Raw genomic sequence first — 25,161 nt, forward strand, 5'->3', positions numbered from 1 at the left:
TCGGCGCGGGGGCACAGTGGATGTTTGGCTGGATGCATGGGCTCGGACATCGGCAGAACGGGGGACGGCATGGACAACGGCCACGAGGACCACGTGGGTGGCGGGGAGCGGGCGGCCCGGCGTGACGAGGCGGTACGGGCGGCGGTGGAGCAGGGGCTGCTCGGACCCGGCACCCCCATCGTGGGCCTGCTCGACATCACCGGCATCCGGGAGTCGGCGGCCGAGCTGCGCGCTGCGTTCGACGCCGTCGTGGCGCCCGGCACGCCGGTGCTGCACGCCTTCGCGGTGAAGGCGACCCCGCTGGTGCCGGTGCTGCGGCTGCTGCGCGACGAGGACATCGGCGCGGAGGTGGCGAGCCCGGGCGAGCTGGCGCTGGCACGGGCGGCCGGCGTGGCGCCGGAGCGGACGGTGCTGGACTCGCCCGCGAAGACTCCGGCGGAGCTGCGCGAGGCGCTGGCGCTGGGCATCGCGGTCAACGCGGACAACCCACAGGAACTGGATCGCATCGACGGTCTCATGCGGTCGGCGCCGAGCCGCTCCCCTATCGGAATACGGGTGAACCCGCAGGTCGGCGGGGGTTCCATCGAAGCGCTCTCGACCGCCACGGCAACCTCGAAGTTCGGGGTGGCGCTGCGGGACGAGGGGGCGCGCGAGTGGGTGGTGCGGGCGTACGCGGAGCGCCCCTGGCTGACCCGGCTGCACGCGCACACCGGCTCGCAGGGCATCCCGCTGTCCCGGATGACCGACGGCGTGGCACAGACGTACGCGCTCGCGGAGGAGATCAACCGGCGGATCGGCCGTCGGCAGGTCGACACGATCGACATCGGCGGGGGACTGCCGGTGAACTTCGCCTCGGAGGCGACGACACCGTCGTACGCGCAGTACGCGCGGATGCTGAGGGAGACGGTGCCGGGGCTGTTCGACGGGCGGTACGGGCTGGTGACCGAGTTCGGGCGGTCCCTGTTGGCCAAGCACGGGACGGTGGTGGCGCGGGTCGAGTACGCCAAGAGCGCGGGCGGGCGGCCCGTCGCGGTGACGCACGCGGGCGTGCAGGTCGCGACGCGGACGGTGTACGCGCCGGGGGCGTGGCCGCTGAGGATCGCCGCGTACGACGCGAAGGGGCGGCCGAAGGAGGGGCCGGCGGTGGTGCAGGACGTGGCGGGACCGGCCTGCTTCGCGGGGGACCTGCTGGCCGAGGGTCGTGCGCTGCCGCTGCTGGAGCAGGGGGACTACGCGGCGGCGCTGGACACGGGGGCGTACTACTTCGCCCACCACTACGCCTACAACTCGCTCGCCCGGCCGGGCATTCACGGCTTCGCCCCGGACGGTGCCGGGGGCGTGGCCTTCGCGACCGTACGCACTCCGCAGACCCTCGAGGAGATCGTGGCGGAGTCGGGAGGGGCGCACGCGACGGCGCTCACCACCCTGCGCACGCCGGACCGCCGTTGACGCCGGCCGGTGGACGTGGTTGATCAACTGGTCTGAAAGCAGGGCCAGTTGACCCACCCTAGTAGCCCCGGGGCAAGTTCCACTGGAAAATGCCAGAACTCTCACCCGCCGCACACACGTTGCGTAGCCTCAGGGTTACTCAGCCGAACCCAGGCGGGAGGGGAGTCAGGGTGCCCGGAATCGACGAGTGCTTGCTGGAGGCCATGCGGCTGCCCGGTGCGCGGGGGGCCGCACTGGTCGACTGGACCAGCGGACTGGCCCTGGGCACCGTCGGTGAACCGCCGGGCGGCGACCACGAAACGGCGGCCGCCGAGGCCGCGGAGCTGGCCCGCCTGGCCGCCGAGCAGCGGGCGTTCGCACCCGACGACGGGGAGGAGGCGGCCGACCCGCCGGTCGAGGACCTGATCCTCAGCAACCGGGACAGCTATCACGTGCTGCGGTTCGTGCGGACATCGTTCGACAGCAGCGTGTTCCTGCACCTCTGGCTGGCCCGGGCGGACGGCAACCTCGCACTGGCCCGTATCCGGCTGGGCGAGATGGCCGGACGGCTGGTGCTGGGATGACGATGGTCGGCACGACCCCACCGCCCCGGCTGCCGGTGCGGAACAAGGCGGCCGGGAGCCGTTCGGGCGGCGTCTCGCCGATGCTGACCCGGCTCGCCGCCGAGCGGGCCACCGGAGTCCTGGTCCGTGAGTGCGGCACGCTGTACCTCACCGAGGGCCGGGTGGTGCACGCCGAGAGCCCCCTCGCCCCCGGACTCGACGTGATCCTCACGGCGCACGGCACACTCGACGCGCGGGCCTGGCAGGACGCCGTCGACCGGGCCGACCAGCGGCATGACGCCGACCGCCTGCTGCTCGACGGCGGCCGTCTCGCCCCGGGCGCGCTGGAGCTGTGCCATCTGAGCGCGCTGTACGACGCCGCGTACTTCGCCCTTGCCCCGAGCCGCACGCCGGGCCACTTCCACTACGGCACCACGCACTGGCTCGGATCGGTCCACCCCGTCCCGGTCGCCGCCGTGGAGCACGAGACGCTCCGCCGGCGCAGCCTGCTGCACCGCATCTGGCCGGACCCGGCGAGCGACAGCGCACCCCTGGAACGGGTCGACACGGCCGCGGCCCCCGCGGTCGCGCCCCGGCAGAGCGCGGTGCTGGGCCGGGTGGACGGCATACGCACCGCGGCGGACATCGCCCGCGAACTGGGCAGGCCGGCGTTCCACACCCTGGTGGCGGTACGGCGACTGGCAGCAGCTGGGCTGGTGGCTCCACGGACGCCGCCGACTCCCGCCGGGGCCGCGTCGGCCGACCGCGCCGGAACCGGAATCGCCGCCCCCGACGGTCTCAGGACCGCCGCTCCCGACATTGCGCTGCTGAAGAGGGTCAGGGATGCGCTGGAGGCCCTTTGAACGACAGCAACCGCAGCAGCGGGCGCCGCACCACCCACCCCACCCGCCCGCTGAAAGGAACCTTTGATGGCGGTGGAACCCCCGATTCTCGACGAACTCCACCGGCTGAGAACCCGCGTGCCCCAGCTGACCGGCGCCCTCGCCGCCGGCGTGGACGGCCTGGTCATCGCCCACGACACCCCGGGTGTGGAGCCGGAGGGCCTGGCCGCGCTCACCGCAGCCGCACTCGGCGTCGCCGTGCGGATGGCCGACGTGACCGGTCAGGGCGACCTCCGGGAACTGCTTCGTGCGCGGGGTGGACGGCTATGTCGCGACGTACGCGGCGGGACGTACCGCCGTACTGACGCTGCTCGCCGAGGACCGCGTCAACGTCGGCCGCCTGCACCTGGAAGGCCGCCGCACCGGCGCCCGCATCGGCGAACTGGTCGGCGACGCCGTACGGGACACGGCCCCGAGCCCCCGCCAAGCCCGTCCCCGCCCGTCAGAAGGCCGTCCGCACGCCCCGAACCCCACCCCCCACGCACCAACACACCCACCACCACGGAAAGTTGAGAGGAAACCGCAGCCATGGCCAACACCGAGACCGCGCTGAAAGAAGCACTCGCCTCCATCGAGGGCGCGACCGGAGTCGCCCTCGTCGACTACACCAGCGGCATGGCCCTGGGCACGATGGGCGGCAGCAAGAGCTTCGACCTCAACGTCGCCGCCGCCGGCAACACCGACGTGGTCCGCGCGAAGATGCGCACGATGGAACACCTCGGGCTCAAGGGCCAGATCGAGGACATCCTGATCACACTGTCGGACCAGTACCACCTGATCCGGCTGCTCAGCGGCCGCGGCGGCAACGGGCTCTTCATCTACCTGGTGCTGGACGCCAAGCGGTCCAACCTCGCCATGGCCCGGCACCAGCTGCGACGGATCGAGGAAGAGCTGGAGGTCTGAGGGGCCGGTCAGACCAGCGCGGCGGTGCGGCGGCGGGAGCCGCCAGGGGCTGCGTCGCCCGCCGCGATGCCCGTGCTGCGGTACGCCCTGACCGCCTTGCCGGCCGGGCGGCCGCCGTCGCGGGCGAGCCAGTCGACGCGCACCCACAGCAGCGCCTCCTCGGCCCGTTCGCGCCGCCCGAGCCACGCGGCCTTCAGCCACAGTCCCGCACCGGTCCCGGCAAGCAGCATGCCGCCCGCCGCGGGCACGGCGTAGGAGCTGCCGAGCGCGGCGAGGAAGGCGAGCAGCAACCACCAGCGGTGCCCGCGCCGCCAGTTGCGGACGGTCACCGCGCGGTCCTGGAGCACGTCGTGCTTGCCGGCGCGGGCGGCCCCGTCGGCGAGGGCGGCGTAGCGCCTGCGGCGGCGGAAGGCCACCGTGACGGCGGCGACGATGAACAGCGCCGCCCCGGCGAGCACACCGATCCTGCGCCCGGTGACGCCGGGGACCAGTACGCCGATGCCGGCCGCGAACACTCCGAGCCACCACAGTGGTGCGGCTCCCGCCCGTACGACACAGGCCACCCGAGCCAGCCCCTGACCTCCGCGTGCCACGTTCCGCCTCCTTGTCGCCCTGGCACATTCCTGTCGGCCGTGCAGATTAGCGAGTGAAAGTGAGACGCGTCTGAGAACCAGCCCCCATACAGGCCCTACTCCACGAACAGCCCCCGCGCCGCCGCCCGTGCGTCGAACTCCTCCAACCGGGCCTGCGCGTCCGGCAGGTCGTCGCACATCGCCTCCAGCAGGACCCGCCCGAGCAGCATCGGCGCACAGGCCGTGTCGAAGGCGAGCCCCGTGCCGACGGCGGCCGGCAGCAGCAGGTCGGACACCTTCGCGACGGGCGCGAAGGCGGAGTCGGCGACGGTCACGACGGACAGGCCCGCCTCCTTCGCATACGCCAGCGTGTCCACGACTTCGCGCGGATGCCGGGGCAGCGCGAAGCAGAGCAGCGCCGAGGCGCCGGCCCGTACGGCTCCGTCGATCCGGTCGTGGATCATCGTGCCGCCCTCGTGGAGCAGCCGTACGTCCGGATGGACCTTGGCGGCGAAGTAGGCGAAGCCGTACGCCTGGGAGGCCGCTGCTCTGAGGCCGAGCACCGGCAGCGGGCGGGAAGCGGCCAGCAGCCGGCCCGCCTCCTGCACCGGCCGCGGATCGGCGAGCAGTTCCGCGAGGTGCTTCAGGTTCTCGATCTCGGCCTCGACGGCCTGCTGGTACTCGTTGTACGAAGCCGAGTCCGCGCTCTGTTCGGCGGGCGCCACCTCGCGCAGGTGCTTGCGCAGGGCCGGGTAGCCGTCGAAGCCGAGGGCGACCGCGAAGCGGGTGACGGACGGCTGGCTGACCCCGGCGAGTTCGGCGAGCTCGACGCTGGACAGAAACGGCACGTCGGCGGCCCGCCGCACCATGCTGTGCGCGATGCGCCGCTGGGTCGGCGTGAGCCGGTGCCCCTCGAAGAGCGCCTGCAGCCGCGCGGCAGGGCTGTCGCCCCGCCCCTCGGTACCGCTCATGACGTGCTCCCCCTCCAGATGTCCGTGAACCGGTCGAGCAGTTCGGACGCCACCGTCACATCGGGCGTGAGCGGCCGGTCGGCCGGGTCCGCGTCCAGCACCGACTCGGCGAGCTCCAGCGCCCGGCCCGCCGGAAGCTCCGGCTCGAGGCGGAGGTCGCGTTGCCGCAACGCCCGTACGGCGGCTACGAGTTCGCAGCCGACGACGAGACGGTACGCGCCGCACGCCCGCAGCGTCTGCCGTGCGGCGAGCGAGGCGAAACTGGCCTGTTCCTCGACGCCTCGGGAGAGTACAGCGTGGCCGAGCGAGGCGGGCGCGGAGAACGCGCGCAGATCGCCGAGGGCGGCACCGGCGGCGTACTCCAGGATCATCACGCCGGAGGAGGCGGGCTCGTGGTCGGCGAGGAAGGGGCGCAGGCGGGTGTAGGCCGGCTCGTTCAGCGTCGACAGCCGTGACGTGGACAGGCGGGCGACCTGGGTTATGGCCAGCCTGAAGTGGTCCAGGGCGAGGGCGAGCTGAGCCTGGTAGAAGCCGCCGTGGTGGTACGCCGCCATGTCCTCGGGGGAGATCAGCGGGTTCTCCGCAGCCGCGTTGATCTCCACGGCGAGGACCTCCTCCAGGGCGTCGGCGGCGTCGTGCGCCGGGCCGTGGATCTGGGGCAGGCAGCGGAAGCCGTACGGGTCCTGGATCCGGCCGAGCGGTGGGGTGGGCCGGTCGGCGGCACCGATCAGCTCCCGCATCCGCCGAGCGACCTCGGCGGAGCCGCGGTGCGGGCGGGCGGCGTGCACGGGGGCGGCGTACGCCTCGTGGGAGCCGTCGACGGCCAGCAGGGACAGTGCGGCAACGACCTGGGTGGCGGCGAGCAGCCCGCGCAGTTCGTGCAGGGCGAGCGCGGACTGACCCAGGGTGAGGGCGTTGCTGCTGATCAGGGCCAACGCGTCGTTGTTGTCGAGGGGTTGGGGCGTTGGTGCAGCCGTTCCCCGCCATGGGTGCTCCCCGGCGAGCGCCAGCCCGACCTGCGCGAGCGCGGCGATGTCCCCGGTGCCGACCGACCCGAACTCGTTCACCACCGGGTACGCCCCGGTCTCCAGCGCCTCGCACAGCGCGGTGACGACGGACGGCCGCAGCCCGGCACCCCCGGCCAGCAGCTGGTTGGCGCGTACGGCGAGCATCGCCCGTACCTGCCGGGCGGGCAGCTCTTCCCCGATGGCGCCGGCGTGGCTGCGCAGCAGCCTCAGGCCATGGCCGGCGGCCGCATCGGTGGGCACGTCCTCGTTCCGGTTGGCGCCGACGCCGGTGGAGCGGCCGTAGACGCGACCGGTGGCGGCGATCCGGCGGGCGACGTCCCAGGACTCCTCGACGCGCTTCATCGCCTCGGTCCCCGGCACCGGCCGCGCGGCCCCGTCGGCGAGCCGGACGACATCCGCGACGCCGAGCCCACGCCCGTCGAGAACGACGAGGCCGGGGGCCACACCCTCCGGGGCGTCCACGATCCGAGACGACATCACGCGCATACCCTCCTCAAATCGGACACCTGATCTTGCCCATCGGCCATCCGTAACCGCGGATTAACGCCGGAGCATTGACAAGCTATTCAGACACCAAGAACTCTGCATGACGTTATACAGGCCGGGCAAGGGACAACTCATGATCCAGTTCGACGCGGTCCACAAGCGCTTCCCCAACGGCACGACAGCAGTCCACGACCTCTCCCTCGCCATGCCGGAGGGCGGCGTGACCGTCCTCGTCGGATCCTCCGGTTGCGGAAAGACGACCACCCTGCGGATGATCAACCGGATGGTGGAACCGACCTCCGGCACCATCCGGGTCGGCGGCAAGGACGTCCAGCAGCAGGACGCCGCCGAGCTGCGCCGGTCCATCGGATACGTCATCCAGCAGTCGGGCCTCTTCCCGCACCGCACGGTGCTCGACAACATCGCCACCGTGCCGCTGCTGCTCGGCTGGGGCCGCCGCAAGGCCCGCGCCCGGGCCGCGGAACTCCTCGAGACCGTCGGCCTCACCCCCGAGGCCGGCCGCCGCTACCCGCACCAGCTCTCCGGCGGCCAGCAGCAGCGCGTCGGCGTCGCCCGCGCCCTCGCTGCCGACCCGCCCGTCCTGCTGATGGACGAGCCGTTCGGCGCGGTCGACCCGGTGGTCCGCACCCAGCTCCAGGACGAACTGCTCCGGCTCCAGAAGGAGTTGAGCAAGACCATCGTCTTCGTCACCCACGACATCGACGAGGCCGTCCGGCTCGGTGACCGGATCGCGATCTTCCGCACCGGCGGCCACCTGGTCCAGTGCGCCGAGCCCGCCGAACTCCTCGCCCGCCCGGCCGACGACTTCGTGGCCGACTTCCTCGGCGCCGAGCGCGGCCTGAAGCTCCTCTCGCTCAGGACCCTCGCCGAGGTCCCCCAGGGCCCGGCCCCCGAGGGCGGCACCTGGACGCTCGTACTCGACGAGGGGCGCAAGCCGCTGCACTGGGCGTCGAAGGACGCCGAACTCCCCGTACGACCGCTGCAGGACACCGACTCCCTGCTGTCGGCGCTCAACGAGTCGGTCGCCTCCCCCACCGGCCTGATCGCCCGCGTCGACACGGCCGGCGTACTCACCGGGGTCTCCTCCCGCGACGACATCCACGAGCACGCGAACCGGGCGCACACCGAGGTCGTGGCCGCATGACCATCGACTGGTCCTGGATATCCGACCACACCGACGACCTGACCACCCTGACGGTCTCCCACCTCCAGGCAGCACTCAGCGCCGTCCTCTTCGGCCTGCTGATCTCGCTCCCGCTCGCGGTGGTCGCCCACCGCGTCCGCCCGCTGCGCGGCTTCCTGCTCGGCCTGTCGAACGTCCTGTTCACCATCCCGTCGATCGCGGTCTTCGTGCTCCTCCTCCCGGTCTCCGGTCTGACCCGCACCACCACGGTCATCGGCCTGACGATCTACACCCTGGTCGTCCTGCTCCGGAACACCGTCGAGGGCCTCGACTCGGTCCCCACGAAGACCAAGGAGGCGGCGAAGGCCATGGGGACGCGCCCCCTGCGCACCCTCCTCACCGTCGAGTTCCCGCTGGCCCTCCCCGTGATCATGGCGGGCGTCCGGATCGCCACGGTCATGTCGATCTCCCTCGTCTCCGTGGCGACCTACATCGGCGACGGCGGCCTCGGCCAGCTCTTCACCGACGGCTTCCAGCGCAACTTCCCGACCCCGGTGATCGTGGGCGTGGTCCTCACCCTCCTGCTGGCCGTGGTGGCGGACGCAGCTCTGGTCGCCGTCCAGTACGCACTCACCCCGTGGACGAGGCGGCGAGCCTGAGATGTACGAACTCTTCAAGAACCTCGGTGACTGGCTGACCAGCGGCGAGCAGTGGGCCGGCCCCGACGGCATCGCCACCCGCCTCGCCGAACACCTCCAGTACTCGCTGCTCGCCACCCTCATCGCGGCCGCGATCGGCCTCCCGCTCGGCCTGCTGATCGGCCATACCGGCAAAGGCGCGTTCGTCGCGATCAACCTGTCGTCCTTCGGCCGCGCCCTGCCCACCGTCGGCCTGGTCGTGCTGGTCTTCCTCGCCAGCGGCCTTTCGATGTGGCCCGTCTACGTCGCACTGGTCGCCCTCGCGGTCCCGGCGATCGTCACCAACACCTACGCCGGGATGACCGCCGTCGACCCGGACGTGAAGGACGCGGCGCGGGGCCAGGGCATGCGCGGCCACCAGGTCCTCTTCCAGGTGGAGCTCCCGCTGGCCCTCCCCCTGATCATGACGGGCCTGCGTCTCGCGCTGATCCAGGTGGTGGCCACGGCCACGATCGCCGCGTACGTCTCCTTCGGCGGCCTCGGCCGGTACGTCTTCGACGGCCTGGCCCAGCGCGACCTCGTGCAGGTGATGGGCGGCGCGGTGCTGGTCGCCGTGGTCGCCATCGCCCTCGACCTCGCGCTGTCTGCCCTCCAGCGCGTCCTCTTCCGCCACCGCACTGCATAGGGAACCCACCCACATGAACCGACGTACCCTCCTGGGCGGCCTGTTCGCCGCAGCCTCCGTCCCCGCTCTCTCCGCGTGCTCCAGCGGCATCACCTCCCTCGACAGCGAGGGCACGACCACCTCCGGCGGTGGCTCCAGCAAGGGCGGCCTCACTATCGGCACCGCCAACTTCACCGAGAACCAGGTGCTCGGCTACCTCTACGCGGCCGTCCTCGACGCCGCCGGAGTGAAGACGACCGTCCGCCCCAACCTCGGCACCCGCGAGATCCTCATCCCCGCCATCAAGGGCGGCGACATCGACCTCCTCCCGGAGTACCAGGGCGCCCTGCTGCACTACGTCGCCCCCAAGGCCACCGCGACGGAGGAGGGCGAGATGCAGAACGCCCTGACCATGGCCCTCCCCGCCGGCCTCCAGGTCCTGCCGTACGGCATGGCCGAGGACTCCGACGCCTTCGCGGTGACCCGGGAGACGGCGGAGAAGTACGGCCTGACCTCCCTCGCCGACCTGAAGAAGCAGAACGGCAAGCTGGTCATCGGCGCGGCCGCGGAGGTCAAGACGCGTCAGGTCGGCGCGGTCGGACTCAAGGACGTGTACGGAGTGGAGTTCAAGGAGTTCAAGTCTCTCGACTCCTCCGGCCCACTGGTCAAGGGCGCCCTGAAGAAGGGCGATGTCGACGTGGCCAACCTCTTCACCACCGACACCGACATCCAGGCGGAGGGCTGGGTGGTGCTGACGGACCCCAAGAACCTGATCCCCGGCCAGCACGTCGTCCCTCTGATCGCCGACCGCAAGGCCGACTCCACCGTCCGCAAGGCGCTCGCCGGGCTCGGCAACGCCCTCACTACTGCCGACCTCACCGAACTCAACCGCCAGGTCGACAAGGACAAGAAGGACCCGGAGGACGTGGCGCGGGCGTACGCGGAGCGCAAGGGGCTGACGGCCACCGGCTGACCCGCTCGCGACAGGGGGGCTAACCCCAGTGCGGGCCGCGTGCCCGCTCCCTACCGTGGACCGCATGAGCGGAATGGACGCGCGGGACGCCGAGCTGAAGAAGGAACTCAACGCCACCCTGCAGGCCCGCAGGGAACTGGGCGAGGAGTACGAGTCCGCGCTGGTCGACTCGTTCCTGGAGAAGGTCGACCAGCGCATCGACGGCGCCGTCGAGCGCCGGGTGCGCCGGCAGCTGGCCGAGCAGCAGATGATGGTGGCCCGGGACTCCCGGTCACCGAAGCCGACGGACTCCTGGGGCGAACGCTTCGGCTTCGGCATCGTCTCGCTGGTCCTGGCGGTCCCGCTCTCCGCGATCGGCGGCGGCGTGGCCGACCTCCCCGGCCTCCTCGTCGCCTGGGCAGGCATCGTGGGCGTCAACGCCTTCCAGGCGGCCCGCGTCAACCCCGGACTCTTCGGCAAGCGCCGCAAGTCGGATCAGGACAGCGACTGGGAGGACTGAGGAGCTCCGCGCCAGAAAAATCATGCGCGGGGACCGCCGCACCCCCTTGACGGGGGGCGGGACGACGGCGGTCCCCGCGAGGGACGCGGGCCGGGTCAGGGCCGGGCTTGCGCGTCCGTGGCGTCCATGGAGGTCCGGGAGCCGCTCCGGAGGTCCTTGGCGCCGTTCGGTGCCGGCCGGGGCGGGGAGCCGCTCCCGCCCTGCCGACACCCCCTAATGTGCCGGACCTGTGTTAAGCGGGTGCTGCGCGGACGTGACACGCTCGTACCACTTCCGAGAAGAGCAACAAACACGCACGTCGCCGCAAGTTCGCCGTCGGCACGGTCCGTTCACCGCAGGTTTGCCGTCCGGCCCTACTTCGCGCTCTTGGCGAGGAAGGCCAGCAGGTCCTGCCGGCTGACCACTCCGGTCGGCTTGCCCTCGACCAGCACGATCGCTGCGTCCGCCTCGCCGAGCACGGACATCAGGTCCCCGACCGGCTCGCCGGAGCCGACCTGCGGCAGCGGCGGCGACATGTGCTTCTCCAGCGGGTCCTCCAGCGAGGCGCTCTTGGTGAACAGCGCGTCGAGCAGCTCCCGTTCGACGACCGAGCCGACGACCTCGGCGGCCATCACGTCCGGGTGCCCGGCGCCCGGCTTCACGATCGGCATCTGCGAGACGCCGTACTCGCGCAGCACCTCGATGGCCTGACCGACCGTCTCGTCCGGGTGCATGTGGACGAGGGAGGGGATGGCGCCGCCCTCCTTGTCGTTGAGCACGTCGCCGACGCGCGCGCTCGGGCCCTCGTCCTCGAGGAAGCCGTAGTCGGCCATCCACTCGTCGTTGAAGATCTTGCTCAGGTACCCACGCCCGCTGTCCGGCAGCAGCACCACCACGACGTCGTCCGGTCCGAGCCGCTCGGCCACCCGCAGCGCGGCCACGACGGCCATGCCGCACGACCCGCCGACCAGCAGCCCCTCCTCCCTGGCCAGCCGCCGGGTCATCTGGAAGGAGTCCTTGTCGGACACGGCGACGATCTCGTCGGCGACCGTACGGTCGTACGCCGTCGGCCAGAAGTCCTCACCGACGCCCTCGACGAGATACGGCCGCCCGGAGCCGCCGGAGTACACCGAGCCCTCGGGGTCGGCGCCGATGACCTTGACGCGCCCGTCACTGGCTTCCTTCAGGTACCGACCGGTTCCGGAGATGGTGCCACCGGTGCCGACACCGGCCACGAAGTGCGTGATCCGCCCCTCGGTCTGCTCCCACAGCTCGGGGCCGGTGGAGTGATAGTGCGAAAGGGGGTTGTTCGGGTTGGAGTACTGGTCGGGCTTCCAGGCACCCGGCGTCTCGCGCACCAGCCGGTCGGAGACGTTGTAGTAGGAGTCCGGATGCTCGGGCGCGACGGCGGTCGGGCAGACGACCACCTCGGCTCCGTACGCCCGCAACACGTTGATCTTGTCCGTGGACACCTTGTCGGGGCACACGAAGATGCACTTGTACCCCTTCTGCTGAGCCACGATGGCGAGCCCGACGCCCGTGTTCCCACTGGTTGGCTCCACGATCGTGCCGCCGGGCTTGAGCTCCCCGCTCTGCTCGGCCGCCTCGATCATGCGCAGGGCGATGCGGTCCTTCACGGAACCGCCCGGGTTGAAGTACTCCACCTTGGCCAGGACGGTCGCCCTGATCCCCTTGGTGACGTTGTTGAGCCTCACCAGCGGGGTGTTGCCGACGAGGCTGATCATCGAGTCGTGGAACTGCACCGTTGTCTCCGGATGCTGCAGAAGAGGTGGTCGTGGTAATGCCGCCAGCCTATGGCCTGCCACCTGCGACCGGCGTTCACTCGCCGTTGAGATTGGGGGGCGGTCGCTTCGGGGCAAGCAAGTGGTTGAACGGGTACGAGGAGGTGTCGGCGACGCATGACGAGGATGGCGAGGGCGAGGGTGGCCCGGCGTATCGCGGCCGGTGCGGCGTACGGCGGCGGCGGTATCGGCCTGGCCGGTGCCGCGGTCGTCGGTCTGGTGCTGGCCGAGGTCCGGCTGGCCAGGCGCCATGTGGGCAACGGCGCGGAGCCCCATGTGCCGAACGCGGACGGGCTGTACGGCCGTACGTACGACACCCAGGGTGATCCGCCCCTCTGCCTCACCGTCCTCGGCGATTCCACCGCCGCGGGCCAGGGCGTACACCGGGTCGGCCAGACTCCGGGCGCGCTGCTCGCCTCGGGCCTCGCCGCCGTCGCGGAACGCCCCGTACGGCTGCGCAACGTCGCCCTGCCCGGCGCCCGGTCGGACGACCTGGACCGCCAGGTGACGCTGGCCCTGTCCGACCCGGGCCTGGTCCCCGACGTCTGCGTGATCATGATCGGCGCGAACGACGTCACCAACCGCATGCCGCCGACCCAGTCGGTGCGTCATCTCTCGGCGGCGGTACGCAGGCTGCGCACGGTCGGCGCGGAGGTGGTGGTCGGCACCTGTCCCGACCTGGGCACCATCGAGCCGGTGCAGCAGCCGTTGCGCTGGCTGGCCCGACGGGCATCACGCCAGCTGGCGGCCGCCCAGACGATCGGAGTCGTCGAACAGGGCGGCCGCACCGTGTCGCTGGGTGACCTGCTGGGCCCCGAGTTCGCCGCCAACCCGCGCGAACTCTTCGGCCCCGACAACTACCACCCCTCGGCCGAGGGCTACGCCACCGCCGCGATGGCGGTCCTCCCCACCCTCTGCGCCGCGCTGGGCCTCTGGCCGGCGGAAGAGGAACGCCCCGACGTCACCCGCCACGAGGGCTACCTCCCCGTCGCCCGCGCCGCCGCCGAGGCCGCCTCGGAGGCCGGCACGGAAGTCACGGCAGCCATGCCGACGGGGCCACGGGGCCCGTGGGCCCTCCTGAAGAGGCGCCGCCGCCGTCGGGTCACCGCGACGGAGCCGGCACCACAGCCGACATAGCCGCGCAACCCTTTTCATACACCTGGCATTCACCGTTCCAGCGGCATTGCGTAACCGGGGCATCCCCTGGACTCGCGAAGGTGAGCGGCCCCTTTCTTTCCGCTGTCACTTTGCTGTCAGGAGCACCCCGCCGCGATGGAAAACCCGCCCCCGAGACCCACCGACACCGCCGGCCCGACCCGGGTCCGAAACCCCTGGTGGGACAACACCCGGTTCGTGTCCGCCGCGCTGATCGTGGTCCTGCACTCCATCGGCAGCATCATGAGCAAGTACGACGCGCTGCACGCCTTCCACGTCGCGACCTGGGCCTTCCGGGTCCCGGCCTTCGTCGTCCTGGCCGGGGTCTTCAGCAGCGCGGGGCCGCTCGGCCCGCGCCACCTGCGCAACCTGATCCGCAGCATCGCCGTGCCCGCCCTCCTGTTCAGCCTGCTGTTCTCAGTGGAGACATACGCGCTGGGCGGCCCCCTCGACCTGCACATCGCCCAGCTGCCGTGGACGCTGTGGTTCCTGATGTCGCTCTTCTTCTGGCGGCTACTGCTGCCGCTCGTGGTCCAGCTGCGCCATCCGCTGCTGGTCACCACGGTCGTGGCGCTCGGGCTCGGGTACGTGGAGGAGTTCGGGCTGATGTTCTCGGCCAGCCGGACCCTGGTGTACCTGCCGCTGTTCTACCTCGGCTGGCGGCTGGGCCGGGGCATGCTCCGGGAGTGGTTCGAGAGCCGGTGGAGCCTGCCGGTCGCGGGGGCGGGGATCCTCGCCTCGGGTGCGGTGGGATGGCTGTGGAGCCGGGACGTCAAGGGCGAGTGGCTCTCGATGCGCCATGCGTACACCGCCGACAACCCGCTGGGCATGGAGGGCGCCTGGCTGATCCGGCTGCTCGTCCTGGCCTCGGCCGCGGCGCTCGTACTGTGCCTGCTGCGAGTGATGCCCAAGCGGCGGCTGCCGCTGATCTCCGCCCTCGGGGCCGGTGGCTTCACCGTCTACCTGCTGCATCCGCTGGTCATCCTGCCGCTTCGGGAGCGCGGCCTGATCGCCCGGGCCGACACCCATCTGGAGGTGGCCGCCCTGATGGTGGGCGGGGTCGTACTCACTGCGGTGCTCGCGTCGCCGTTCATACGCCGCCTGGCCCGGCCGCTGACCCGGCCCCCGGTGGGCCTGCTGCTCGCGCCGGCACCGGCGCCCGCGGCGCCGATCACCGCGGAGCTCCTAAGCAAGCGCTTGGAAAAGAGGTCTGCATCACACCCGGATGCCGGTGACCGACAGCCTACTTACGGGTAATTTCCCGCGTAAGAGCCCACCGTCGTCGTCTGGAGCCGTGATGCCCGAAGCCGTGATCGTCTCAGCCGCCCGCTCCCCCATCGGCCGCGCCTTCAAGGGCTCCCTCAAGGACCTGCGCCCCGACGACCTCACCGCCACGATCATCCAGGCCGCCCTCGCCAAGGTCCCCGAGCTGGACCCGAAGGACATCGACGACCTGATGCTCGGCTGCGGCCTCCCCGGCGGCGAGCAGGGCAACAACCTCGGCCGTGTCGTCGCCGTGCAGATGGGGATGGACCACCTCCCCGGCTGCACGATCACCCGGTACTGCTCGTCGTCCCTCCAGACCAGCCGCATGGCCCTGCACGCCATCAAGGCCGGCGAGGGCGACGTCTTCATCTCGGCCGGCGTCGAGACGGTCTCCCGCTTCGCCAAGGGCAACTCCGACAGCCTGCCCGACACCCGCAACCCGCTGTTCGCCGAGGCCGAGGCCCGCACCGCCGCGGTCGCCGAGCAGGAGGGCACCACCTGGCACGACCCGCGCGAGGACGGTCTGATCCCCGACCCGTACATCGCGATGGGCCAGACCGCCGAGAACCTGGCCCGCTCCTGGGGCGTGAGCCGCCAGGAGATGGACGAGTTCGGCGTCCGTTCGCAGAACCTCGCCGAGGAAGCCATCAAGAACGGCTTCTGGGAGCGCGAGATCACCCCGGTCACCCTCCCCGACGGCACCGTGATCAGCAAGGACGACGGCCCGCGTCCCGGCGTCACCCTGGAGGGCGTCGCCGGCCTCAAGCCCGTCTTCCGCCCCGACGGCCTGGTCACCGCCGGCAACTGCTGCCCCCTGAACGACGGCGCCGCGGCCCTGATCATCATGTCCGACACGAAGGCGCGCGAGCTGGGCCTGACCCCCCTCGCCCGCATCGTCTCCACCGGCGTCTCGGGCCTGTCCCCCGAAATCATGGGCTACGGCCCGGTCGAGGCGTCCAAGCAGGCCCTGGCCCGCGCCGGCCTGACCATCGACGACATCGACCTGGTCGAGATCAACGAGGCGTTCGCCGCCCAGGTGATCCCCTCCTACCGCGACCTGAACATCCCGCTGGAGAAGCTGAACGTCAACGGCGGCGCCATCGCCGTCGGCCACCCCTTCGGCATGACCGGCGCCCGCATCACCGGCACGCTCATCAACTCCCTCCAGTGGCACGACAAGCAGTTCGGCCTGGAGACGATGTGCGTCGGCGGCGGCCAGGGCATGGCGATGGTCATCGAGCGCCTCAGCTGAACCCCTGGGTAGCCCCACCGGCACCCGCCGTCACCCACCGGCCCAGAACCTCGTCACCACCGGGGTTCTGGGCCGGTTTGTGACCCAATCTCTCCGAGGATGTGACCTATCTCCCTCGCAACAGAGATCACCGCAGGTCAGCGCATCCCCACCAGAAACGTCAGACAGAATTCCCTGTCCGTTTCGTGACGTTACGCACTGACAGCTGGTTAGTTCACCCATCAAGCTGATGTAGGAAGTCGGGGGTCGACCTTGAACCGGGAGTACGTCAGTGAGCCCCATGCCGATCGCCTTGCTGGTCACCACGGCCGCCACGGGCGCCGTGGGCGTCGCCGTCCTGCGCACCCTCATGCAGCTGCGCCGCCAGGTCGCGAACCTGCACGCCGAGCTCGCTGAGGGCCGCGCCGCCGTGCGCCCCCTCGTGCCCGCCGCCCGCACGGCCGCCGATACCGACGAGATACGCACGGCCGTGGCCGAGGCGCTGGCCGAGGAGCGGGAGCGGGAGCTGGCCGAGGCACGTGCCTTCTGGGCCGCCCAGGAGGCCCGTGACGTCTCCGACGCACCGTCGCTGCTGGGCCTGACGGACAGCGACCTCTTCCTCCCGCGAGAGGCCGATTTCGCGGCCCTGGAGCCGCTGGAGCCGGTGTCCGAGCCGAGCCCCGAGGTCGACGAGTTCGCCGGGGAATCCGCGGAGCTGGCCGCGGCCCGCCGCCGCCATCCTTCTCACCCGGACTTCACGCCGACCGCCTCACCGGTCGTGAACGACCATGAGCGCACGGTCGAAACCCTCGAGGAACTGGCCGCCTCCCGTGTCGAGCTGACCGACGTCCGCCCCGGCCCGCTGGGCACCCTCGACGTCTACGTCTTCGCCAACGGCACGACCCTGTGCATGACCCCCGGCCACCGCGAAACCGCCGACCACCTGGCCACCGCCCTCCGCTCCGGCGAATCCCCGTACCTCCTGGGCGGCTCGGGCATCTCAGGCGCCTACACCCTGACGTTCGCGTGCGGCGAGGAGAACGTCTACATCCTGGCGGACAGGGTCATAGCGTCCTTCTGACCGGGGACGCCGGGCACGGGAGCGCCTCTTCAGGGCCGCGGGGCTGTGTCGATATGCGGCTCCGCCGCTTGGGTGCGACCACCCACAACGAACCCGCACCCGCCAACCAGCCTCACACCCCAGCCCGCTTCTGCGCCTCCCCCACCACCCGCAGCGCCTCCTCCACCTCAGCCTCACTCGTCAGCACAGCGGCCAAGTCCCGCCCCGCCACGGTGATCTGATCCGCGGCCGCGAACATCCCCGCATCCGGCATCTCCCGAGGCTCCACCCCGGGCGCCTCCAACTCCTGCGCCCACCGAGCCAATGCCCGGGCCAGCGCCAGCGCCTCCGCGGCAGCGCCCCGCTGCAACCGGCTCTGCGGTGCCGCCCTCAACCGATCAGCAAACTGGTCCACCGCACCGATCAGACGCGTCGTATCCACCACGCCGCGAGACTACGCGCAGCTCCCGCACTGTTGCCAACGGGCGAACGCTCAGGCACGGTGACCTGAAGGACCGGCTTACACCCGATTGCGTCCGGAGGCGCCGATGTCCCAAGTCTTCTCCGAGGAGACCCATCGCAATCTGCTCGCCCGTATCCCCCACTGCACCGGTCGTGAAGTCGCCGACTGGCTGCGCACCGTCGAAGAAGGCCCCGCTCTCCGCTTCGAGGAGAAGGTCAGCTGGCTGCGCCACGAGCACAATCTCGCGTACGGCCACGCCAAGGCGATCATTCACGAGTACGACCTGAGGAGGGCCGCGCGCAAACTGCTCTGAGCGCGCACCACCGTCAACCCACCGGACACGACAAAGGGCCCCGGGGGGAACCCGGGGCCCTTTCACACTTACGCGCTCACCAGCGAAGCGCGCCGCGTCGATCAGTCGTCGCCGCTGAAGATGGCGACCAGCCGCAGCATCTCGACGTAGATCCACACCAGGGTCATGGTCAGGCCGAACGCGGCCAGCCAGGCCTCCTTGCGGGGCGCGCCGTAGGCGATGCCGTCCTGGATCTGCTTGAAGTCGAGGGTCAGGAAGAACGCGCCGAGCACGATCGCGAGGATGCCGACGATCGCACCGAGCGGGCCCATGCTGCGCAGTCCGCCGTCCTCGGCGACACCGAACGCGACGAGCAGCAGGTTGACCGCCATGACCAGGACGAAGGCGATGGCGATGGCCATGCCGATGCGGGCGTAGCGCGCGGTGACGCGGATCCAGCCGGCCTTGTAGATGAGCAGCGTCGCGGCCGAGACCGCCATGGTGCCGAGCACGGCCTGGAAGGGCGCGCCGGACCACCGGCTGTTGTACATCTCGCTGATCACGCCGAGGAAGACGCCCTCGAAGGCGGCGTACGACAGGATCAGCGCGGGCGAGGCGTTGCGCTTGAACGACTGGACCATCGCCAGGACGAAGGCGATGAGCGCGGCACCGATCGCCAGGCCGAAGCTGCTGGACGACACCGGCAGCACGGCCCAGGCGAGCACGGCGCCGACGACGACCGTGCCCAGCGTCATCGCCGAGCGCATGACGACGTCGTCCATCGTCATCCGGTCGGTGGTGACCGGTGCCTGCGGCGGCGCGCCGTACTGAAGGTCCTGCTGGGCGTAGGGGTTCTGGGCGTAAGGGTTCTGGGCGTAGGGGTTACCGGCGCCGGGCTGCGCGTACGGGTTGCCCTGCGTGCCCACAGCTGCGCCCCCGGCCTGCGGCGCGGTGTTGAAGCCCGCGTAGCCGTTGTCGCGGCTGAACCCCCGTCGCGAGAAGACCGGGTTGCTGCTCCTCATTTCACTCCTCCATGGCCACCCTGCGTAGCCTTGGCTCAAGAGTAATGGACAGGCAAAGGAATGACCCTAGTGCTTGGGGAGGATCTTTCCCTCCTCGTGCTGGCCAACACGCTAGCCGGGTCCGTGATTCCCGGCAGCGGAGGGCCTCATTCATGACGAACTCGGAACATGGCCGGAACCGGCCGGTGATCACCGGCCGCTGATCAGTCGTGGGGGAAGCCCGTGTACGCCTCGGCGAGGTCGGTCTCGGCGGCGCGGGACGAGGTGATCCGCGCCAGCCGGGCGAGCTGCAGCCGCTCCTCGAAGGGCGTGGCGCCGGGCGCACGGTGCAGGAGCGTCGTCATGTCGTAGCTGAACCGCTCGGCCTGCCAGACCCGGCGCAGACAGGTCTCCGAGTAGGCGTCCAACAGCTCGGTGGATCCCGTCTCCTTCTGGTACGTCAGGGCCCGCGCGAAGGTGACGACGTCCCCGACGGCCAGGTTGAGTCCCTTGGCGCCGGTCGGCGGCACGATGTGCGCGGCGTCGCCGGCCAGGAAGAGGCGGCCGTGCCGCATCGGCTCGTGGACGAAGGAACGCATCGGCGTTACCGACTTCTGGGTGATGGGCCCGCGTTCCAGGCGCCAGCCGTCGGCTGTCTCGAAGCGCTGTTCCAGCTCCGCCCAGATCTCGTCGTCGCTCCAGTCCTCGGCGTCGGTCCCCTCGGGCACCTGGAGGTAGAGGCGGGAGACGGACGGGGAGCGCATGGACAGCAGGGCGAAGCCGCGGTCGTGGTGGGCATAGACGAGCTCGTCGTGCGAGGGCGGTACGTCGGCGAGGACACCGAGCCACCCGAACGGGTACGTCCGTTCGAAGACTCGGGACAGGGCGGCCGGCACCGCCGGCCGGGAGACACCCCAGAACCCGTCGCAACCGACGACGTAGTCGCACTCGAGGACGTCCTCACGCCCCTCGTACCGGAAGCGCACGCACGGCCGCTCGCTCTCGGCCCCCTCGACGGCGAGCGCCTCCGCCTCGAACAACAGGGGTCCGCCCTCCTTGAGCTGAAGGGCGATGAGGTCCTTGCAGACCTCGGTCTGGGCGTAGACCATCACGGAGCGCCCGGCCGTCAGGGCGGGGAAGTCGATGCGGTGACGGCGGCGGTCGAAGCGCAGTTCGATGCCGTCGTGCCGCAGCCCCTCCCGGTCCATGCGCGCCGCGGCCCCGGCCGCACGCAGTACGTCCACCGTCCCCTGCTCCAGGATCCCGGCCCGCTGCCGCCGCTCGACATACGCACGGTCCCGGCTCTCCAGGACGACCGATTCGATACCGGCGTTGTGGAGCAGCCGCGCGAGGAGCAGGCCGGCGGGGCCGGCTCCGATGATGCCGACGGTGGTGCGCATCGGGCGTTCCCTTCGGGTGGGCGTCTTTGCCGCGTCGTTTCAGCCATGGACGGCTGTTCGTATAGTGAAAATTAATTCACCGATTTCCGTTCATGAGTCTCCGCCCCCGTCCGCCGAGTGTCAACGGCCCCGCGCCGAAGTCGCCGACAAGAGGAGCAGCAGCAGGGCGCGAAAGCTACAGCGCCAGGATGACGACTCCCCCGGCGACACCGAGGACCAGCGCGACCGCCGCGGGCACCCACCCACCGTCCCTCCAGGGGAAGAACGCGTCGAGCGACAGACGCCCCGGCCCCACCGCAGCGATGGCGAGCGCGGCGACGGCAAAGGTCATGGGGTAGGCGAAGGCCGGTCCCTCGGCGGACCACAGCGTCACATCGGGCGCGACCGCCATCGCGTTGATCATGACCCCGACCGCGGCCGCCGCGGCGAGCGGGGTCAGCAGGCCGACGGCGAGCCCCAGCCCGCCGAGGACTTCGGAGACGCCCGCCAGGCCGGCGAAGAAGACACCGGGGTCGTAGCCGAGATCGGTGAAGTACTTCCCCGTGGCGTCCAGGCCCGCCCCGCCGAACCAGCCGAACAGCTTCTGGGCTCCACTGCCGGCCAGGATCACACCCACTGCCAGCCGCAGCAGGAGTATGCCGACATCGCCGGCGCTCACCACCCGCGGCGCAGGACGGGCGCCGGTGTCGGCGGAGGTACGCATACCGGGCATGTTCATGGTCGGCTCCCTCCCGTGGGATGCCGGGCGGCGAACGGCGTCGACGCCTCGGGGGGAGCGCGTCGGCTCACACCACCCTCACCACCGATACTCCCCGCTCACCGCCCCGGGTGCAGCCCGACGGGCATCCGATCATGCGGGACAGCGGGGGGCTCTCACCCAGACGTCAGTGCAGGCGGAAGTGCCCGGAACCGGACTTGAACCGGTACGCCCGCAAGGGGCAGCGAGGTTTAAGCTCGCCGTGTCTGCATTCCACCATCCGGGCAGGCCATGGGCTCCGCATCGAGGTTCCGAGCCTATCGGGACGCTTCCCCCGAACAGCGGAAGCACGGACCGATGTTGTCTTATTTTATTGACGTCTGAGGGTGCATCAGCACTGGGTAAGCGCCGTCAGCACTTGCCAGTAGCCTTGCGTGCGACAGTCGGCCGTGCATGCGGAATGACGGAATTTCACCGCCCGAACGAGGGGGATCCACCCGTTCTCGACAAGGCCTTCGCACCGGCCTTCGCACCGGGCTCGACGCGGCGTCCCCTCGGGGTCGTCCGTCATCCCCAGGTATGACACCGGCACCCAGGGTCCGACCGCAGTCTGCCTTCGGAACCGGAACAGCGGGTGACTACAGGGCGCCGTACGGCCGAGACGATGGATCGCATCCCCACACCGTCGTCCGACAGGAGCACCTTTCCGTGACCACCACACCCGTCGCCGACCGGGCCACCGCCGTGGCCGCACGCGCCACGGATCTCTCGAAGATCTACGGACAGGGCGAGACCCAGGTGGTCGCCCTGGACCGGGTCTCCGTCGACTTCCGGCAGGCCGAGTTCACCGCGATCATGGGCCCCTCCGGGTCCGGCAAGTCCACGCTGATGCACTGTGTGGCCGGACTGGACTCCTTCTCCTCCGGTTCGGTACGCATCGGCGACACCGAGCTGGGCTCCCTGAAGGACAAGCAGCTCACCAAGCTGCGCCGCGACAAGATCGGCTTCATCTTCCAGGCGTTCAACCTGCTGCCGACACTGACCGCCCTGGAGAACATCACCCTCCCGATGGACATCGCGGGCCGCAAGCCGGACAAGCAGTGGCTCGACACCGTCATCGGAATGGTGGGCCTCGCCGACCGGCTGGGTCACCGCCCGTCCCAGCTCTCCGGCGGCCAGCAGCAGCGCGTCGCCGTCGCCCGCGCCCTCGCCTCCCGGCCCGAGATCGTCTTCGGTGACGAGCCCACCGGAAACCTCGACTCCCGTTCCGGTGCCGAGGTGCTGGGCTTCCTGCGCAACTCCGTACGGGAGCTGGGGCAGACGGTGGTGATGGTCACCCACGACCCGGTGGCCGCGGCGTACGCGGACCGGGTGGTGTTCCTGGCGGACGGCCGGATCGTCGACGAGATGTACAAGCCCACCGCGGACAACGTCCTCGACTTCATGAAGCAGTTCGACGCGAAGGGCCGCACCAGCTGATGTTCCGCACCGCCCTGCGCAACGTACTCGCGCACAAGGCCCGCCTGTTGATGACCGTGCTCGCCGTGATGCTCGGCGTCGCGTTCGTCTCCGGCACCCTGGTCTTCGCCGACACCCTCTCCAACGCCTTCCGCAACCAGTCGGCGAAGAGCTACGACAACGTCGCCGTCGCCGTCACCTCGCACGCCGACCCGGACAACCCCGAGGAAGAGCCCGGCATCCCCCGGAAGACCCTCGACAAGATCTCCGCCGTGGACGGCGTCGCCGGCGCGTACGGCCGCGTCGAGGGCTTCGCCGGGGTCGCCGACCCCGACGGCAAGCTGATCGGCGTCGGCTGGTCCAACAAGGGTTCCAACTTCGCCCCCGGCAAGGACGGCAAGGACACCGCCTACACGTTCACCGACGGCTCTGGCCCGGTGAAGGACAATCAGATCGCCCTGGATGAGGAGTCCGCGGCCAAGGGCGAGTACAAAGTCGGCGACCGGGTCCGCGTCGCGACCAACGGGCCGGTCAAGGAGTTCACCCTCAGCGGTGTGTTCACCACCGAGGACGGCGCCGTGAACGCCGGCGGCAGCCTCGTGCTCTTCGACACCGCGGTCGCCCAGAAGCAGTACCTCAAGCCGGGCTACTTCGAGAGCGTCACCGTCACCGCCGCCTCCGGCGCGGACGACGCGAAGATCCTGGACGCGGTCAAGCCGCTGCTGCCCGAGTCCGCCGAGGCCCAGACCGGTAAGGCGCTCGCGGACGAGCAGGCCGAGCAGATCGAGCAGGGTCTGGGCAACCTCAAGCAGGTCCTGCTCGGCTTCGCGGGCATCGCACTGTTCGTCGGGATCTTCCTGATCTCCAACACCTTCACGATGCTGGTCGCCCAGCGCACGAAGGAGATCGCCCTGATGCGCGCCGTCGGTGCGTCGCGCAAGCAGATCACCCGCTCGGTGCTCGCCGAGGCCGCGGTGGTGGGCCTGGTCGCCTCGGTGATCGGCTTCGTCCTCGGCATCGGCCTGGCGGTCGGCCTGCGCTCCGGCATGGCCGCGTTCGAGATGAAGCTTCCGGACGGCCCGCTGATCATTTCCGCCACGCCGGTGCTCGCCGCGATCGGCGTCGGTGTGCTGATCACGACGTTCGCCGCCTGGCTGCCCGGCCGCCGGGCCGCGAAGATCCCGCCGGTGGCGGCCATGAACAGCGTCCACGCGGTGGCCACCACCAAGTCGCTGGTGGTGCGCAACTCCATCGGTACGGCCATCACCGCACTCGGCGCGGCCGGCATCGTGCTGGGTGCCTCGACCGGCGGCGACGACGGCCGGATGTACATCGGGGCGGGCGCGTTCTTCGCGCTGATCGGTGTGATCATCCTGATCCCGCTGCTGTCCCGGCCCGTGATCGCGCTCGTCCGTCCGCTGCTCGTCGGCCCCTTCGGGGTGGCCGGAAAGCTGGCCGGCCAGAACGCGGTCCGCAACCCGCGCCGTACCGGAGCCACCGCCTCCGCGCTGGCGATCGGGCTGACCCTGGTGACCGGCCTGTCGGTGCTCGGTATCACGGTCGGCACGGCCATCGACAAGATGACCACGGACAACATCAAGGCCGACTACATGGTCTCGATGGCGAACGGCGGCGACCTCGACCAGTCCGCGCTGACGGCGCTGGAGAAGGCCAAGGGCGTCTCGGCGGTCTCACCGCAGCAGGACGCCTACCTCCAGGTCGACGACGACTACGTCTCCGCCTCCGCGGTCACCCCGGGCGACATCCAGCGCGTCCTGAACGTCGACGTCGTCAGCGGCAACGTCGACTCGCTCGCCGAGGGCCGGATCGCGGTGGCCGAGAAGACGGCCAAGAGCAAGGGATGGAAGCCCGGTGACACTCTCAACGTCACCTTCGGCGACGAGAAGAAGGGCACGCTGACGGTAGGCGCCGTCTACAAGGACAGCGAGTTCCTCTCCCCCGTCCTCGTCGACAGGAAGGTCGTCGACGCGCACGAGGCGAAGCCGTACATCCGGCAGATCTTCGTGAAGGTGGACGGCGGCCAGTCCTCGGCGAACGAGAAGGTCCTCATCGACGCGCTGGGCGACAACCCCGCGATCACGGTCATGGACCGGCAGGACATCCGCGACGAGTTCGGCGGCGCCATCAACACCCTGCTGAACATCATGTACGGCCTGCTGGCGATGGCCCTGATCATCGCGGTGCTGGGTGTCGTCAACACCCTCGCGATGTCGGTCTTCGAACGGCAGCAGGAGATCGGCATGCTGCGCGCGATCGGTCTCGACCGGCGCCGGGTGAAGCGGATGGTCCGGCTGGAGGCCGTGGTCATCTCGGTGTTCGGCGCGGTGGTCGGCATCGGTCTCGGCTCGTTCCTCGGCTGGGCGATCGGCGAGACGATCGCGGACCAGATCCCGGGCTACGCGCTGGTCCTGCCCTGGGACCGGATCGGGATCTTCCTGGTGCTGGCCGGACTGGTGGGCGTCCTGGCCGCGATGTGGCCGGCCCGCAACGCCGCACGGCTGAACATGCTGAACGCGATCAAGGCCGAGTGACCACGTCCCGCCACACCGAAGGGCCGGGCCTCCC

General features: G+C 70.7%; 24 protein-coding genes, 1 tRNA gene and 1 pseudogene. 17 read left to right on the forward strand and 9 right to left on the reverse strand.

The genetic code is table 11. The annotated features are described in order from the left end of the window. The first annotated feature begins 69 nt into the window (after positions 1-69). The 5 genes and pseudogenes from StrepF001_RS21570 (at position 70) to StrepF001_RS21590 (ending at position 3,796) form a co-directional block, all read left to right on the forward strand. Positions 70-1,449 (forward strand): diaminopimelate decarboxylase, encoded by a 1,380-nt coding sequence (locus StrepF001_RS21570; RefSeq protein WP_240797636.1) that lies wholly within the window; start codon positions 70-72, stop codon positions 1,447-1,449. Positions 1,450-1,619: 170 nt separating this feature from the next. Further along, positions 1,620-2,012: a hypothetical protein gene (locus tag StrepF001_RS21575; protein ID WP_129799865.1), complete on the forward strand. Its 393-nt coding sequence runs from the start codon at positions 1,620-1,622 to the stop codon at positions 2,010-2,012. After that, positions 2,009-2,854, forward strand: coding sequence for a transcriptional regulator (locus StrepF001_RS21580; RefSeq protein WP_129799866.1), 846 nt, complete (start codon positions 2,009-2,011; stop codon positions 2,852-2,854). Before StrepF001_RS21575 ends, StrepF001_RS21580 begins: the two co-directional genes overlap by 4 nt. Positions 2,855-2,920: 66 nt before the next feature. Then, positions 2,921-3,446, forward strand: a pseudogene (locus StrepF001_RS21585) (roadblock/LC7 domain-containing protein). Then, positions 3,422-3,796: a hypothetical protein gene (locus tag StrepF001_RS21590; RefSeq protein WP_129799867.1), complete on the forward strand. Its 375-nt coding sequence runs from the start codon at positions 3,422-3,424 to the stop codon at positions 3,794-3,796. The pseudogene StrepF001_RS21585 and the gene StrepF001_RS21590 overlap by 25 nt, the downstream one beginning before the upstream one ends. 8 nt (positions 3,797-3,804) lie before the next feature. Here StrepF001_RS21590 and StrepF001_RS21595 read toward each other — a convergent pair whose 3' ends face one another. From StrepF001_RS21595 to StrepF001_RS21605, 3 genes are all read right to left on the reverse strand, one after another. Further along, on the reverse strand, positions 3,805-4,389 hold the full coding sequence (locus StrepF001_RS21595) for a hypothetical protein (protein WP_129799868.1): 585 nt from the start codon (positions 4,387-4,389) through the stop codon (positions 3,805-3,807). 95 nt (positions 4,390-4,484) lie between these two features. Then, the gene (locus tag StrepF001_RS21600) at positions 4,485-5,339 is read right to left on the reverse strand and encodes a MurR/RpiR family transcriptional regulator (RefSeq protein WP_129799869.1); all 855 of its coding nucleotides are present in this window, start codon (positions 5,337-5,339) and stop codon (positions 4,485-4,487) included. Then, on the reverse strand, positions 5,336-6,844 hold the full coding sequence (locus tag StrepF001_RS21605; RefSeq protein ID WP_129799870.1) for an aromatic amino acid ammonia-lyase: 1,509 nt from the start codon (positions 6,842-6,844) through the stop codon (positions 5,336-5,338). Before StrepF001_RS21605 ends, StrepF001_RS21600 begins: the two co-directional genes overlap by 4 nt. A 142-nt stretch (positions 6,845-6,986) precedes the next feature. Between StrepF001_RS21605 and StrepF001_RS21610 the strand changes: the two genes are divergently transcribed. The 5 genes from StrepF001_RS21610 (at position 6,987) to StrepF001_RS21630 (ending at position 10,771) form a co-directional block, all read left to right on the forward strand. Then, entirely contained in the window at positions 6,987-8,018 is a 1,032-nt protein-coding gene (locus tag StrepF001_RS21610) for an ABC transporter ATP-binding protein (RefSeq protein WP_129799871.1), read from the forward strand. After that, on the forward strand, positions 8,015-8,656 hold the full coding sequence (locus StrepF001_RS21615) for an ABC transporter permease (protein ID WP_129799872.1): 642 nt from the start codon (positions 8,015-8,017) through the stop codon (positions 8,654-8,656). Before StrepF001_RS21610 ends, StrepF001_RS21615 begins: the two co-directional genes overlap by 4 nt. A gap of 1 nt (position 8,657) precedes the next feature. Then, complete coding sequence (locus StrepF001_RS21620) at positions 8,658-9,320, forward strand: ABC transporter permease (protein ID WP_129799873.1); 663 nt, start codon at positions 8,658-8,660, stop codon at positions 9,318-9,320. Positions 9,321-9,333: 13 nt separating this feature from the next. Beyond that, the gene (locus StrepF001_RS21625; protein WP_129799874.1) at positions 9,334-10,272 is read left to right on the forward strand and encodes an ABC transporter substrate-binding protein; all 939 of its coding nucleotides are present in this window, start codon (positions 9,334-9,336) and stop codon (positions 10,270-10,272) included. A gap of 73 nt (positions 10,273-10,345) precedes the next feature. After that, a complete protein-coding gene (locus tag StrepF001_RS21630) occupies positions 10,346-10,771 on the forward strand; it encodes a hypothetical protein (RefSeq protein ID WP_165396335.1) in 426 nt (141 codons plus the stop codon). Positions 10,772-11,124: 353 nt separating this feature from the next. On the opposite strand, the gene StrepF001_RS21635 is transcribed toward StrepF001_RS21630, so the two are convergent. Then, entirely contained in the window at positions 11,125-12,513 is a 1,389-nt protein-coding gene (locus StrepF001_RS21635; protein WP_129799876.1) for a cystathionine beta-synthase, read from the reverse strand. Positions 12,514-12,669: 156 nt separating this feature from the next. On the opposite strand from StrepF001_RS21635, the gene StrepF001_RS21640 reads away from it, so the two are divergent. The 4 genes from StrepF001_RS21640 to StrepF001_RS21655 all read left to right on the forward strand — a co-directional run bounded on the left by StrepF001_RS21640 (position 12,670) and on the right by StrepF001_RS21655 (position 17,285). Beyond that, positions 12,670-13,689 carry an SGNH/GDSL hydrolase family protein gene (locus StrepF001_RS21640; RefSeq protein ID WP_206306904.1) on the forward strand — a complete coding sequence of 340 codons (1,020 nt, stop codon included), beginning with the start codon at positions 12,670-12,672 and terminating at the stop codon, positions 13,687-13,689. Between the two features lie 135 nt (positions 13,690-13,824). Then, positions 13,825-14,964: an acyltransferase family protein gene (locus StrepF001_RS21645; RefSeq protein WP_129799877.1), complete on the forward strand. Its 1,140-nt coding sequence runs from the start codon at positions 13,825-13,827 to the stop codon at positions 14,962-14,964. Between the two features lie 40 nt (positions 14,965-15,004). After that, positions 15,005-16,225: an acetyl-CoA C-acetyltransferase gene (locus tag StrepF001_RS21650; RefSeq protein ID WP_129799878.1), complete on the forward strand. Its 1,221-nt coding sequence runs from the start codon at positions 15,005-15,007 to the stop codon at positions 16,223-16,225. A gap of 280 nt (positions 16,226-16,505) precedes the next feature. Then, positions 16,506-17,285, forward strand: coding sequence for a hypothetical protein (locus StrepF001_RS21655; RefSeq protein WP_206306917.1), 780 nt, complete (start codon positions 16,506-16,508; stop codon positions 17,283-17,285). A gap of 112 nt (positions 17,286-17,397) precedes the next feature. Here the strand turns inward: StrepF001_RS21655 and StrepF001_RS21665 are convergent, their stop codons facing one another. Beyond that, positions 17,398-17,709: a hypothetical protein gene (locus StrepF001_RS21665; protein ID WP_206306905.1), complete on the reverse strand. Its 312-nt coding sequence runs from the start codon at positions 17,707-17,709 to the stop codon at positions 17,398-17,400. 103 nt (positions 17,710-17,812) lie between these two features. Between StrepF001_RS21665 and StrepF001_RS21670 the strand changes: the two genes are divergently transcribed. Then, positions 17,813-18,040, forward strand: a complete 228-nt coding sequence (locus StrepF001_RS21670; protein WP_129799881.1) for a DUF4287 domain-containing protein — start codon at positions 17,813-17,815, stop codon at positions 18,038-18,040. Positions 18,041-18,141: 101 nt separating this feature from the next. On the opposite strand, the gene StrepF001_RS21675 is transcribed toward StrepF001_RS21670, so the two are convergent. From StrepF001_RS21675 to StrepF001_RS21690, 4 genes are all read right to left on the reverse strand, one after another. Beyond that, positions 18,142-19,041 carry a Bax inhibitor-1/YccA family protein gene (locus StrepF001_RS21675; RefSeq protein ID WP_129799882.1) on the reverse strand — a complete coding sequence of 300 codons (900 nt, stop codon included), beginning with the start codon at positions 19,039-19,041 and terminating at the stop codon, positions 18,142-18,144. A 203-nt stretch (positions 19,042-19,244) separates the two neighbouring features. Continuing rightward, positions 19,245-20,420, reverse strand: coding sequence for a 4-hydroxybenzoate 3-monooxygenase (locus tag StrepF001_RS21680; RefSeq protein ID WP_129799883.1), 1,176 nt, complete (start codon positions 20,418-20,420; stop codon positions 19,245-19,247). 175 nt (positions 20,421-20,595) lie between these two features. Beyond that, complete coding sequence (locus StrepF001_RS21685; protein WP_240797637.1) at positions 20,596-21,132, reverse strand: DoxX family protein; 537 nt, start codon at positions 21,130-21,132, stop codon at positions 20,596-20,598. A gap of 188 nt (positions 21,133-21,320) precedes the next feature. After that, a tRNA-Leu gene (locus StrepF001_RS21690) sits at positions 21,321-21,403 on the reverse strand. A 422-nt stretch (positions 21,404-21,825) separates the two neighbouring features. Between StrepF001_RS21690 and StrepF001_RS21700 the strand changes: the two genes are divergently transcribed. Both StrepF001_RS21700 and StrepF001_RS21705 read left to right on the forward strand, forming a co-directional pair. Then, entirely contained in the window at positions 21,826-22,596 is a 771-nt protein-coding gene (locus StrepF001_RS21700; RefSeq protein WP_129799885.1) for an ABC transporter ATP-binding protein, read from the forward strand. Beyond that, positions 22,596-25,127, forward strand: a complete 2,532-nt coding sequence (locus StrepF001_RS21705; protein ID WP_129799886.1) for an ABC transporter permease — start codon at positions 22,596-22,598, stop codon at positions 25,125-25,127. The genes StrepF001_RS21700 and StrepF001_RS21705 overlap by 1 nt, the downstream gene beginning before the upstream one ends. Positions 25,128-25,161: the final 34 nt, after the last annotated feature.

Origin of the sequence: Streptomyces sp. F001 (assembly GCF_004187715.1) — a bacterium.
GTDB lineage: Bacteria > Actinomycetota > Actinomycetes > Streptomycetales > Streptomycetaceae > Streptomyces > Streptomyces flavusporus.